Raw genomic sequence first — 13314 nt, forward strand, 5'->3', positions numbered from 1 at the left:
GATGAGCGAAATTCACGCCCAGTCCGTTCCTTATGTCCGCGACACGATGCTGCCGCCCGCCGCGCCGCCCTCGCGGCAGACAGGAGTGGTCCGCTGGCTACGCATGAATCTGTTCTCGGGCTGGTTCAACACGGTTCTGACGATACTGGGCATCGGGATTATCTGGTTTCTGTTCCATCATTTTTGGCCGTGGCTGTCCCATTCCGTCTGGAAAGCCGACAGCGTCCAGCAATGCCGCGAGATCATCGCCGCCAGATGGGGGGAGGGCGCGACCGGAGGGTGTTTCGCCGTTATCCGGGAACGCTGGCATCAATATCTGTTCGGCTTCTATCCCCGCGCCGGATACTGGCGCCCGATCATGACGATGGGGCTGCTGTTCATCGCGATCACGCCGGTTCTGTTCTCGGTCAGCCCGGCAATCCGCCGCTGGGTTCTGGCGGCGACCGGGCTGATCACCATTCTGTTGATGGGCGTCGCGGAAACCCCGGACTGGTCCGTGATTCTGATGTGGGCTCTGTTCGGCATTGCGCTGCTGATGGCGGAATATGCGCCGCGCCGGTTGTTCATCTTCACGGTCCTTTATCCGGTAGTCGCAATCTGGCTGCTCTGGGGTGGCAGCCTGTGGTATCCGCTGATGCTGCTGGCGGGCTTTGCCGTCGGCTATGGCGTGATACGCGCGGTGCCGCCGCGCCGTTCCGGGCTGGCGACGTTTCTGGCCATTGCGGCTGCCGTCATCTGGTGGCTGTTTCTGGCCGAACCCGTGTCCGGCCTGTTGCAGGACATGGCCGCGATGAGGTTGATGCCGGTGGATTCCAACGATTTCGGAGGGTTTCTGCTGGCCGTGGTGATCGGGGTTTCAGGGATCGCCATGTCTCTGCCTCTGGGGATCGTCCTGGCCCTTGCGCGGCGCTCCGACATGTTTCTGGTTCATATCTTCTCGGTTATTTTCATCGAGTTCATCCGGGGCGTGCCGCTGATCACGCTTCTTTTCGTGGCCTCGCTTCTGCTGAATTACTTCCTTCCGCCGGGGACGAATTTCGACATTATCCTGCGCGTCATCATCATGGTGACGATCTTCGCCGCCGCCTATATGGCCGAGGTGATCCGCGGTGGGCTGGCGGCGTTGCCGCGCGGGCAATATGAGGCCGCGGATTCGCTTGGGCTGAATTACTGGCAGGCGCAGCGGCTGATTATCCTGCCGCAGGCGTTGAAGATCTCGATTCCGGGGATTGTCGGCACGTTTATCGGCATGTTCAAGGATACGACGCTTGTGGGGCTGATCGGGCTGTTCGATCCGCTGAAGGGGATCTCGGATTTCGTTCGCTCGAACTTCGCCTGGAAGGGCATTTACTGGGAGCCGTTCATTTTCGTCGGCCTTATTTTCTTTGTCATCTGCTTCTCGATGTCGCGTTATTCGATGTATCTCGAACGCCGACTGAGCCGCGAAAACCGCTAGGGGGTAGCAATGTCCGATCCGGATGCAATGCAGGTCGATAAGGCAAGGCTGCCGGGTATGAGCGAGGAAATCGCCATCGAGATCAGCAAGATGAACAAGTGGTATGGCGATTTTCACGTGCTGCGCGATATCGACCTGACCGTCAGGCGCGGTGAGAGGATCGTGATCGCAGGCCCGTCAGGGTCGGGAAAATCGACCCTGATCCGCTGTATCAACCGGTTGGAGGAACATCAGTCCGGCAGCATCGTCGTGGACGGGATCGAGCTGACCAGTGACATCAAGAATATCGACAAGGTGCGGTCCGAGGTCGGGATGGTGTTTCAGCATTTCAACCTGTTCCCGCATCTGACCGTTCTGGAAAACTGCACGCTGGCCCCGATCTGGGTGCGCAAGCAGCCGAAGCGTCAGGCCGAGGCGACGGCGATGGAATATCTGGAAAAGGTCCGCATCCCCGAACAGGCGCAGAAATATCCCGGCCAGCTTTCGGGCGGTCAGCAGCAGCGCGTGGCGATCGCGCGGTCGCTGTGCATGGAGCCCAAGATCATGCTGTTCGACGAACCGACCTCGGCGCTTGATCCCGAGATGATCAAGGAAGTGCTCGATACCATGATCGAACTGGCCGAGACTGGCATGACCATGTTGTGCGTCACCCATGAGATGGGCTTTGCGCAGGCCGTCGCGGATCAGGTGATTTTCATGGATCAGGGCCAGATCGTCGAACAGAACACGCCGACCGAGTTTTTCAACAATCCGCAATCCGAGCGGACGAAATTGTTCCTCAGCCAGATCCTCGGACATTAAACGCGGCGGAACCTTGTCGATCCGTTCCGGTTATCCTGCTGCAACATCAGCAGGAGGATGAGATGACGGAAGACCTTAAGAAAGAGTTCTGGAAACGCCTCGAGTCGATCCGTACGGGAATGCTTGAGGTGGATGGCCGTTTCCTGCCGATGTCGCATAATCTCATCGAAGGCGACCCGAATCTGTGGTTCATCACGGCAAAGGATACGCCGATGGCTCAGGCGGCGGAGCAGGGTGCGCGGGCGCGTTACCTGATCTGCAGCGATGGCAAGGGGGTATATGCCGATATTGAGGGCGTATTGGCGGTGTCCTCGGATATGCAGAAACTGGATGAGATCTGGAATATCGTCGCGTCGAGCTGGTTCGAGGAAGGCAAGCGCGATCCGGATCTTTTGCTGGTCAGCTATGCTCCCGGCAAGGCCGAGACATGGATGAGCGAAGCGGGGGCGCTTGGGTTTCTATATCAAGTGGCGAAGTCCAAAATCAGCGGCGAAAAACCCGATATGGGAGCGCATACCACCCTCGATCTGGGCTGAATGACGCGCCGGGTGACGCCGCTGGTGCCAAAGCCTGCCGGGCTTTATTGCGCGGCAGGGGATTTCTTTATCGACCCTGTAAGGCCGGTCAGCCGTGCGCTGATCACCCACGGTCATGCCGATCACGCCCGCGCGGGGCATGGTTCGGTGCTGGCGACGCGGCAGACGCTGGATATCATGGCGATCCGCTATGGCGAGGATTTCACCTCGGCGCGTCAGGAGGCCGAGGGAGAGATGCGGATCGGCGATGCCGTGGTCAGCTTTCATCCGGCGGGGCATGTTCTGGGTTCGGCGCAGATCTCGGTCACGGCAGAGGGGCAGCGCGTGACCGTCTCGGGGGATTATGCGCGGGTGCCGAATGCGTCATGTGCGCCGTGGCAGCCAGTGCCCTGCGATATTTTCGTTACCGAGGCGACATTCGGCCTGCCGGTATTCCGCCATCCCGATCCGCGGACGGAAATCGCAAAGCTGCTGGAATCCGTCCGCGCTTTCCCTGAACGTGCGCATCTGATCGGGGCTTATTCTCTGGGCAAGGCGCAGCGCGTCATCATGTTGCTGCGCGAAGCCGGGTGGGATGCGCCGGTTTATATTCACGGCGCGTTGCAGCGTTTATGCGATTACCATATCGCGCAGGGTATTCCGCTTGGCGATCTGCGCCCGGCGACGACTGACAGTATGAAAAAGACCGACTTCGCGGGGCAGATCATCATCGCGCCGCCCTCGGCGTTCGAGGCGACATGGGCGCAGCGTTTCCCCGATCCGGTGATCGCCTTCGCCAGCGGCTGGATGTCGGTCCGCGCCCGTGCCCGCCAACGTGGTGTGGAATTGCCGCTGGTGATCTCGGATCATGTGGACTGGCCGGACCTGACCCGCACGATAGAGGAACTCGACCCCGCCGAAACCTGGGTGACGCATGGCCGCGAGGATGCCGTTATCCGCTGGTGCGAATTGCAGGGCCGCGCTGCCCGCCCGCTGCATCTGGCCGGGTATGAGGACGAGGCCGAGTAATGCGCGACTTCGCTCATCTTCTGGAACGTCTCGCATTCACCCCGCAGCGCAATGGCAAGCTGAGGCTGTTATCGCGCTATTTCGGTGCGACGGCCGATCCTGAACGTGGGCTGGCGCTTGCCGCACTGACCGGAGATCTGAAACTGCGGGCGGTGACGCCATCCATGCTGCGCGGGCTGGTGACGGAACGGGTAGATGAACAGCTTTTCGCCGCAAGCTACGATTTCGTCGGCGATCTGGCGGAAACCATCGCCCTGATCTGGCCCGAGCCGGAAACGCCCCCAAACGATTCCGATCTGCCCCTGCCGATGCTGGTCGAGGAACTGCAAATCACGGGCAAGGCCGGGTTGCCTTCGCTGATCGCCTCGCGGCTGGATGCGCTGAACCCCTCGGGGCGCTATGCTTATCTGAAGCTTGCCACAGGCGGGCTGCGTGTCGGCGTGTCGGCCCGTCTGGCGCGGGCGGCGCTTGCGGAATATGGCGATCTGCCTCTGGATGGAATTGAGGAAATCTGGCACGGGCTGAAACCGCCTTATCTAGAACTGTTCCAATGGGCAGAAGGCGGGTCAAAGCCCGAAGCCGCCGCACATGCTCCGTTCCGCCCGGTGATGCTGTCAACCGCAACCGATCTGGATGCGCTGCAATCTTTGGACCCGGCGGATTTCGCGGCAGAGTGGAAATGGGACGGTATCCGCGTGCAGGCGGTCTCGGATCAGGGGACGAGGCGGCTTTACTCCCGGACCGGAGAGGATATCAGCGGGGCGTTTCCCGATCTGCTGGAACGGCTGGAATTTGACGGTGTGATCGACGGCGAATTGCTGGTCCGGCGCGGCGATGCGGTGGGCAGTTTCGGCGATCTGCAACAGAGGCTGAACCGCAAGACGATCTCGAAGAAATTGCTGGACAGCCACCCTGCCGGGCTGCGGGCCTATGATCTGCTGATCTGGCAGGGCGAGGATCAGCGGGCGCGGCCTTTCGGCCAGAGGCGCGAAAGACTGGAACAGGCAGTTGCCGGAATCTCGGATCCGCGCATCGATGCATCGCCCCTGCTTGCCTTCGAAAGCTGGGATCAGCTTGCCGCCTTGCGTGCCGATCCGCCTGATCCGGTGATCGAGGGCATTATGCTGAAGCGACGTGACAGCCCCTATCTTGCGGGCCGGATCAAGGGGCCGTGGTTCAAATGGAAGCGCGATCCGATGGTTATCGATGCGGTGCTGATGTATGCCCAAAGGGGCCACGGCAAGCGTTCGGGCTATTATTCGGATTTCACCTTCGGGGTCTGGGACGGGGCTGAACTGGTGCCTGTCGGTAAGGCCTATTTCGGCTTTACGGATGAGGAGTTGAAGCAACTCGACCGCTTTGTCAGAAACAACACCGTTGATCGTTTCGGCCCGGTCCGCGCGGTGGCGCAGGAAAAAGTGGTCGAGGTCGCGTTCGAGGGGCTGAACCGCTCGGCCCGGCATAAATCGGGCGTGGCGATGCGGTTTCCCCGGATCAGCCGCATCCGCGACGACAAGCCCGCCGCCGAGGCCGACCGGATCGAGACGCTCCGCGAGATGCTGCCGCCCTTGCTGACATGACCCTTCCAGCCTCGATTACCGACTGGTTCGCCCGTCAGGGCTGGACCCCGCACCCGCATCAGCTTGAGCTTTTCGCGGCGCATGAGGATACGCTGCTGATCGCGCCGACAGGGGGCGGCAAGACGCTGGCGGGGTTCCTGCCCACGCTCGCCGATCTGATGGCACATCCGCGCGAGGGGTTGCACACGCTTTATATCTCGCCGCTGAAAGCGCTGACCCATGATATTGCTCGGAACCTTGCGCGGCCTGTGTCCGGTCTGGGGCTGGATATCCGGATCGAGGACCGCACCGGCGACACAGCCGCCTCGCGCCGGGCTAGGCAGCGTGTAGACCCGCCGCAGATCCTGCTGACCACGCCGGAAAGCCTTGCGCTGATGCTGTCCTATCCCGAAGCGCTGCGGATTTTCGGCACCCTTCAGCGGGTGGTGATTGATGAAATCCACGCGCTTGCGGAATCCAAGCGCGGCGATCAACTGATGCTGGGTCTGGCCCGGCTCCGCAGCCTTGCGCCGCAATTGACCGTCAGTGCTCTTTCGGCGACGGTTGAGGCTCCTCGGGCGCTTGCCGAATATCTGGGCGGCGCGCGCATCGTTCTGGCTGATCCCGGTCCTCCGCCCGATATCGCCATGCTGCACACCACCCGCCCGCCGCCCTGGTCCGGCGGGGGCGGCGGTTACGCGGCGCGGGATGTCATGGCGGCGATCGAGGAGGCGCGGCTGACGTTGGTTTTCATCAATACACGGGCGCAGGCGGAATTGTTCTTTCAGTCTCTCTGGGCGGTGAATGACAACAATCTGCCCATCGGCCTGCATCACGGCAGCCTTGCGCGAGAGGTTCGCGGAAAGGTCGAAGCCGCGATGGCCTCGGGCGCGTTACGGGCGGTGGTGGCGACGGGCAGTCTGGATCTGGGGATCGACTGGGGCGATGTGGATCTGGTCATACAGGTCGGCGCACCCAAGAACGTCAAGCGTCTGGTGCAGCGGATCGGGCGGGCGAATCATCGCTATAACGCGCCCTCGAAAGCCCGGATCGTGCCGGCGAACCGGTTCGAGGTGATCGAATGCGTGGCCGCGCTTCAGGCCGTCGCCGAGGGCGATCTGGACGGAGAGGGGCGCGGCCCGGTCGGGACATGGGGCGGGCTGGATGTGCTGTGCCAGCAGATCCTGATGACCGCCTGCGCGGGGCCGTTCAGCGCCGAGGCGCTGTTTGCCGAATTCCGTCGGGCCGGGCCTTATGCCGCGCTCAGCCGGGCGCAATTCGACGATTGCCTGGATTTCGTGGCGACCGGAGGCTATGCGCTGCGGGCCTATGATCGCTGGCAGAGGCTGGTCGAGCGCGACGGCACGTGGCAGCTTCGCGATCCCCGCGCGGCACGGATGATCCGCATGAATATCGGCACGATCACCGATACGGAAACCCTGAAGGTGAGGCGTCGCAATGGCGGTGCGCCTCTGGGCGAGATTGAAGAGGATTTTGCCGCCAGCCTCGCTCCGGGCGATACATTCCTGATCGGCGGCCAGACCGTTCGCTATGACCGGCTGCGCGAAATGGTGGTTGAGGTCACGCCGCAACCCTCGAAAACCCCTAAAATCGCGGTGTTCAGCGGCACCAAGCTGGCCATCTCGACCGAGCTGTCGGCACGGGTGCTGGCGCTGATCGGCGATCCCTCCGCATGGGACGCGCTGCCGGGGCACACGCAGGACTGGCTGGGATTGCAGCGGGATATCTCGGTCCTGCCTCAGCCCGGCACGCTGACCTGCGAGACCTTCCTGCGGGGCCGCGCCTATTTCTGCGCCTATAGTTTCGCGGGACGAAATGCGAACCAGACGCTTGGTCTGATCCTCACCCGGCGGATGGAGGAAGCACGGCTTGGCCCGCTTGGTTTTGTCGCCACGGATTATGCGCTGCTGATCTGGTCGATGGACAAGGTGACCGATCCCGCCCCGTTCTTTGCGCCCGGTGCTCTGCGTGACGGGCTGGAGGAGTGGCTGGGCGAAAATGCGGTGATGAAACGCAGTTTCCGCAATGTAGCGATGGTCGCGGGGCTGTTGCAGCGCAACCTGCCGGGGCAGCGGAAATCCGGCAGGCAGGCGACGTTTTCCAGCGACATCATCTATGACACGCTGCGCCGCCACGATCCCGATCATCTGCTGATGCGGCTGACCCGGATCGAAGCGATGCGCGGCCTTGTCGATTTCGGGCGGGTCGAGGAAATGCTGTCCTCCCGGCCCCGCATCGTTCACGCGACGCCGCCCCATGTGACGCCTCTGGCCGCGCCGCTTCTGCTGGAGGTTGGCAAGGTTCCGATCCGTGGTCTGGGTGAGGACCGGTTGCTTGAGGAAGAAGCGGCGCGGATGATGCAGGAAGCCGGGCTGGACGGAGAGGCCGCATGACCGGATACAGGTTCCGCTTTGCCGGGCAGGATTTCGTGGCGCTTGGGTCGGGCGCATTATACTGGCCGGGGCAGGATATGTTGCTTGCGGCCGATCTGCATCTGGGGAAATCCGAGCGCATGGCGCGGCGCGGCGGTGCGCTGTTGCCGCCATTCGAGACGCGGGAGACCCTGTCCCGGCTGGCGGCTGAGCTGGACAGGACCCGCCCGGGAAGGCTCGCCCTGCTTGGCGATATTTATGACGACGATGCCGCCACCGATGCTCTGGACCCTGAGGATCGGGCTGCGTTCGGGCGGCTGACAGGCATGCAGGAGACGGTGCTGATCGCGGGCAATCACGACCTTGCCTCTGGTGCCGAAGAGCTGCGCATCGCGGGGCTGACACTGCGCCATATTGCCGGGGACGGCCCGGATATATCGGGACATTTTCATCCCAAGGCCCATCTCGCCGGTCGCAGCCGCGCCTGTTTTCTGGTCGGCAGCGATCACCTGATCCTCCCCGCTTTCGGAGCCTATACAGGCGGTCTGCGCTGCGACAGCGAGGCTTTGGCGGCGCTTGTTCCGCAGGGCCTGGCGATCCTGACCGGAAAAACGCCGGTGGCGATGCCGGTTTCGAACCAGCTTCATGCAGGGCGCTGAATGGAAAAGAGCCGGGGTTGGCCCGGCTCTCTCCTGCTGTAACCTGTCAGGCGCTCAATAACCGACGGTTCCCGCACCGGGGCGGCGCGGATCGGATGCGCCCAGAAGATAGCCGCTTTCCGGGTCGCGCATCACCGATTGCGTCGATCCCATGACCTCTTCCAGAGACAGAACATGCCCCTTGGCCTGAAGCGCACGCTGCGTGTCGATGCTGATGCCGTCCTCGATCCGCAGTTCATCCGGCAGCCACTGGTGATGGATGCGCGGTGCGCTGCTTGCTTCGGCGACATTCATGCCGTGATCAATCATGTTCATGATGACCTGCAACACGGTGGTGATGATCCGCGCACCGCCCGGCGAGCCGGTGACCAGCCAGACCTCTCCATCCTTGTTGACGATGGTCGGCGTCATCGAGGAAAGCGGACGCTTGCCCGGCTCGACTGCATTGGCATCGCCGCCGATCAGCCCATAGGCATTGGGAACGCCCGGCTTGGCCGAGAAATCGTCCATCTCGTTATTCATCAGCACGCCCGTGCCATCCGCGACCAATCCCGAACCATAGCTGAAATTGATCGTATAGGTGTTCGAGACTGCGTTGCCGTCCTTGTCGATAATCGAGAAATGCGTGGTTTCGTTCGATTCATAGGGCGTCAGATCGGCCGGGGCGATCTGCTCGGACGGGGTCACGAAGCTTGCGCTGATCTTTTCGCGCATATCTTCGGCGTAGTCCTTGCTGATCAGCTCATCGATGGGGACATCGACGAAATCCGTATCGCCCAGATATTCCGAGCGGTCGGCATAGGCCAGCTTCATCGCCTCAGCCATCAGATGAATCGTATCGGCGGAATTCGCGCCAAGTGCGCCAATCGGATATCCCTCAAGCGTGTTCAGGATCTGGATCAGATGCACCCCGCCAGAGGAAGGCGGCGGCATCGACACAATTTCATAGCCGCGATACGTGCCCTTGATGGGCTCACGCATAACGGCTTTGTAATTTGCCAGATCCTCGACGGTCATATCGCCGCCAGCTTTGGTGACAGAGGCCGCAATCGCTTCGGCAACCTCGCCGCTGTAGAAACCGTCCGGCCCCTGCTCGGCGATTTTATTCAGGGTCTCCGCCAGATCGGCCTGCACCAGCGTATCGCCGGGGCGATAAAGCTCTCCGCCCTCCTTATAGAAAATCGCGGCGGCGGAGGGATAACGGGTCAGCCGTTCTTTCAGCGCCTCAAGGCTGTCGGCGAGATCCGGGGTTACGGTGATCCCCTCTTCTGCCAGCCGGATCGCGGGGGCGATGACATCGGCCCATTCCATGCTGCCATACTGATCCAGAGCCATTTTCATGCCCGCAACCGTCCCCGGTACACCGGAAGCCGCGCCGGTGAAGCGAGATTTGTCGCTGTCGGCATTGCCCTCGGCATCGAGGAACATATCGCGTGACGCGCCGGCAGGGGCCATTTCGCGATAATCTATGGCCTGAGTCTCGCCGGTTTCGGCATCATGGACCAGCATGAATCCGCCACCGCCCAGATTTCCGGCGCGGGGCAGGGTGACCGCCAATGCGAACGCGACGGCGACACCCGCATCGATCGCATTGCCGCCCTGTGCGAGGATATCGCGACCGATTTCCGCCGCGACCTGTTCCTGTGCGGAGACCATGCCGCTTGTCGCCCAGACCGGATGGATGCGGTCCATCCCGGAATAGATCGCCGCTTCCTGAGCCGCAGCGGGCAGCGGGCCAAGCGCCGCCAGAGCCAGTGCCGCCATGCCGTGACGCCGGATGGTATCGAGTAATGCCATGTCTCTCCTCCTTCTGTTCCTCGCCAGTCGATGCGCAAAGCGCCGCCGGGTCAACAGGATTTGCACCCTGGGTCGGGATCGCGCCGGGACGCGCCACATTGCCAGCCAAGCAGATCAGGATCGCGTCATGTTCTTCTTATGAGATTGACCAGGCGGGTGCAGTCATGTCTGTTGATGCAAAAAGGATAACCCATGCGCCAGATTATACCTGCCACCGCCGTTCTGACTGTCCTTGCCGCCTGCGCTCCGCCCGAGCCGGGATCGGCCCTGCCTTCGCAATGCGGGCCGGAATATCAGGATATGGTAGGGCGCAATATCGGAGAATTCACCCTGCCGTCCGGTCTGGCCTATCGTGTGCTGCAACCCGGTGCGGTGATGACTGAGGATATGAACCCGGCGCGGCTGAATATTTTCGTGGATGAAAAGGGCTTTATCCAGCGGGTCACCTGCGGCTGATCCCGCAATTCAGGGCTGATCCTCCGGCGGAAACGGGCCGGTGATTTCGGCGGTTCCGGCCTGTTTGTCATAGATGCAGATCATGCGTTCCGGCTGGCCCTCGTCCCGCGTCAGGGTGATCAGCGCCGCGCCATAGCTTTGCGATCCGAACGGGTTTACCTCAATTCCGGCTGCTGCCGAGGGTTCTGTCTGCGCCAGTTCTTCGGCGCAGACCTGCTTCACATCCTGCCGGAACTGCTCCCACGCATCGGGCGATGAGGCCTGAGCGGTCAGAGGCGCCATAAGCAGAACCAGACTTCCGAAAATACAACGCATGATGTTTCCTTCGACAGAGCACAGCTGGAACGCATGACACTGCATCACGGATGCATCACGTTTCATCCCATCCGCTTTGCCAAAGACATCCGCAAACAGGTTCAGCGCCGCCGTTTTGACCGCTTGTTGCCGCCTCGTTGTCCCGCCCGCCCGGCAGTGGAACGCCCGGATTTGCCGACAGCTTCCTGTGCCGCCGCCTCAACCGCCGATTGCCGGGCCAGAGGATCATCCGCAACGGCCAGATCGACCGCCTCCAGCCGCTTCACCTCATCCCGCAGCCTTGCGGCTTCCTCGAACTCCAGATTTTCGGCGGCCTTGCGCATCTGAGCCCGCAACGCATCCAGATGCGCGGCCAGATTCGCGCCGACCATCGGCTTGTCGATCTTCGTGGTGATCCGCGACTGATCCGTGTCGCCCTGCCACAGCCCGGCCAGAACATCATCGACATTCTTGCGCACGGTCTGAGGCGTGATGCCGTGTTCTTCATTATAGGCGATCTGCTTGGCGCGGCGGCGTTCGGTTTCGGCAATGGCGCGTTCCATGCTGCCGGTCATGCTGTCGGCATACATGATCACCCGCCCATCCGCGTTCCGCGCCGCCCGCCCGATTGTCTGGATCAGCGAGGTTTCGGACCGCAGGAAGCCTTCCTTGTCCGCATCCAGAATGGCGACCAGTCCGCATTCAGGAATATCAAGGCCTTCGCGCAGCAAGTTAATTCCGACCAGAACATCGAACGCGCCCAGACGAAGATCGCGCAGGATCTCGATCCGCTCGATCGTGTCGATATCGGAATGCATATAACGGACCTTAATGCCCTGTTCGTGCAGATATTCGGTCAGATCCTCGGCCATGCGCTTGGTCAGCGTCGTAACCAGCGTACGCATCCCCGCAGCCGAGACCTTCCGCACCTCGTCCAGCAGATCATCCACCTGCATCTCGATCGGGCGGATCTCGACCTGCGGGTCCAGCAGCCCGGTGGGGCGGATCACCTGTTCGACAAAGACGCCCCCGGTCTGGTCAAGCTCCCAATCCTTTGGGGTGGCGCTGACGAAGACCGACTGGGTGCGCATCGCATCCCATTCCTCGAATTTCAGCGGCCGGTTATCCATGCAGGAGGGCAGGCGGAAACCGTGTTCGGCCAGCGTGAACTTCCGCCGATAGTCGCCGCGATACATGCCGCCGATCTGCGGCACGCTAACATGGGATTCATCCGCGAAAACAATGGCATTATCCGGGATAAACTCGAAAAGTGTTGGCGGAGGTTCGCCCGGTGCGCGGCCTGTCAGATAGCGGGAATAATTCTCGATCCCGTTGCAGATGCCGGTGGCTTCCAGCATTTCCAGATCGAAATTCGTGCGTTGTTCCAACCGCTGCGCCTCCAGCAATTTTCCTTCGTCGTTAAGCTGTTCCAGACGCTCGCGAAGCTCATTCCTGATGCCCTTGATCGCCTGCTGCATGGTCGGGCGCGGCGTCACATAGTGGCTGTTCGCATAGATGCGGATCTGCTTGAAATCATCGGATTTCGCGCCGGTCAGAGGATCGAATTCGGTGATCTTTTCCAGCTCTGGACCGAAGAAATCGAAACGCCAGGCCCGGTCCTCAAGATGGGCGGGCCAGACCTCGACCACATCGCCGCGCACGCGGAACCCGCCGCGCTGAAACGCCGCATCAAGCCGCCGATATTGCTGCGCGACAAGCTGGCCGATAAATTCCCGCTGATCATACATCTGACCGACGACCATATCCTGCGTCATCGCCGAGTAGGTCTCGACCGAGCCGATGCCGTAGATGCACGACACCGAAGCCACGATGATCACATCGTCGCGTTCCAGAAGCGCCCGCGTCGCCGAATGGCGCATCCGGTCGATGGCCTCGTTGATCTGGGATTCCTTCTCGATATAGGTGTCGCTGCGCGGCACATAGGCTTCGGGCTGGTAATAATCGTAATAGGAAACGAAATATTCCACGGCATTTTCAGGGAAGAACCCCTTGAATTCCCCGTATAATTGCGCCGCCAGAGTCTTGTTGGGCGCAAGGATGATCGCCGGGCGCTGCGTTTCCTCGATCACCTTGGCCATCGTATAGGTCTTGCCGGTGCCGGTCGCGCCAAGCAGGACCTGATCGCGCTCGCCCTCGCGCACGCCGCGCGACAATTCCGCGATGGCCGTCGGCTGATCGCCCGCCGGCTGGAATTCTGTCTGCATGACGAAACGCCGCCCGCCTTCCAGCTTCGGTCGCGTGACCTCGGGAAAGCGGGTGACGGGGGCGTTTGTGTTATTGTGACCCATGAGTGACTCGCGGCGAAAGTTCCGGTTGTGTTCACCTAGCAGATCG

11 protein-coding genes are annotated in these 13314 nt (G+C 61.7%); 8 read left to right on the forward strand and 3 right to left on the reverse strand.

What is annotated here, in order from left to right; translation table 11 throughout:
- Position 1 precedes the first annotated feature (1 nt).
- The 7 genes from PAE61_RS05930 (at position 2) to pdeM (ending at position 8412) form a co-directional block, all read left to right on the forward strand.
- The gene (locus PAE61_RS05930; protein WP_271114418.1) at positions 2-1456 is read left to right on the forward strand and encodes an amino acid ABC transporter permease; all 1455 of its coding nucleotides are present in this window, start codon (positions 2-4) and stop codon (positions 1454-1456) included.
- Positions 1457-1465: 9 nt separating this feature from the next.
- Positions 1466-2257 carry an amino acid ABC transporter ATP-binding protein gene (locus tag PAE61_RS05935; RefSeq protein WP_271114419.1) on the forward strand — a complete coding sequence of 264 codons (792 nt, stop codon included), beginning with the start codon at positions 1466-1468 and terminating at the stop codon, positions 2255-2257.
- A gap of 62 nt (positions 2258-2319) precedes the next feature.
- Positions 2320-2793, forward strand: a complete 474-nt coding sequence (locus tag PAE61_RS05940) for a pyridoxamine 5'-phosphate oxidase family protein (protein ID WP_271114420.1) — start codon at positions 2320-2322, stop codon at positions 2791-2793.
- A complete protein-coding gene (locus PAE61_RS05945; protein WP_271114421.1) occupies positions 2794-3801 on the forward strand; it encodes a ligase-associated DNA damage response exonuclease in 1008 nt (335 codons plus the stop codon).
- Positions 3801-5381, forward strand: a complete 1581-nt coding sequence (locus tag PAE61_RS05950) for a cisplatin damage response ATP-dependent DNA ligase (protein WP_271114422.1) — start codon at positions 3801-3803, stop codon at positions 5379-5381. Before PAE61_RS05945 ends, PAE61_RS05950 begins: the two co-directional genes overlap by 1 nt.
- Positions 5378-7774, forward strand: a complete 2397-nt coding sequence (locus tag PAE61_RS05955; RefSeq protein WP_271114423.1) for a ligase-associated DNA damage response DEXH box helicase — start codon at positions 5378-5380, stop codon at positions 7772-7774. The genes PAE61_RS05950 and PAE61_RS05955 overlap by 4 nt, the downstream gene beginning before the upstream one ends.
- Positions 7771-8412 carry a ligase-associated DNA damage response endonuclease PdeM gene (gene pdeM / locus PAE61_RS05960; RefSeq protein ID WP_271114424.1) on the forward strand — a complete coding sequence of 214 codons (642 nt, stop codon included), beginning with the start codon at positions 7771-7773 and terminating at the stop codon, positions 8410-8412. Before PAE61_RS05955 ends, pdeM begins: the two co-directional genes overlap by 4 nt.
- Before the next feature lie 54 nt (positions 8413-8466).
- On the opposite strand, the gene ggt is transcribed toward pdeM, so the two are convergent.
- Positions 8467-10209: a gamma-glutamyltransferase gene (gene ggt, locus PAE61_RS05965; protein WP_271114425.1), complete on the reverse strand. Its 1743-nt coding sequence runs from the start codon at positions 10207-10209 to the stop codon at positions 8467-8469.
- Between the two features lie 192 nt (positions 10210-10401).
- On the opposite strand from ggt, the gene PAE61_RS05970 reads away from it, so the two are divergent.
- Positions 10402-10665: an I78 family peptidase inhibitor gene (locus tag PAE61_RS05970; RefSeq protein ID WP_271114426.1), complete on the forward strand. Its 264-nt coding sequence runs from the start codon at positions 10402-10404 to the stop codon at positions 10663-10665.
- 9 nt (positions 10666-10674) lie between these two features.
- Here the strand turns inward: PAE61_RS05970 and PAE61_RS05975 are convergent, their stop codons facing one another.
- Positions 10675-10980, reverse strand: coding sequence for a hypothetical protein (locus PAE61_RS05975; protein WP_271114427.1), 306 nt, complete (start codon positions 10978-10980; stop codon positions 10675-10677).
- A gap of 101 nt (positions 10981-11081) precedes the next feature.
- On the reverse strand, positions 11082-13268 hold the full coding sequence (uvrB, locus tag PAE61_RS05980; RefSeq protein ID WP_271114428.1) for an excinuclease ABC subunit UvrB: 2187 nt from the start codon (positions 13266-13268) through the stop codon (positions 11082-11084).
- Positions 13269-13314: the final 46 nt, after the last annotated feature.

The organism is Paracoccus aerodenitrificans, from assembly GCF_027913215.1.
GTDB lineage: Bacteria > Pseudomonadota > Alphaproteobacteria > Rhodobacterales > Rhodobacteraceae > Paracoccus > Paracoccus aerodenitrificans.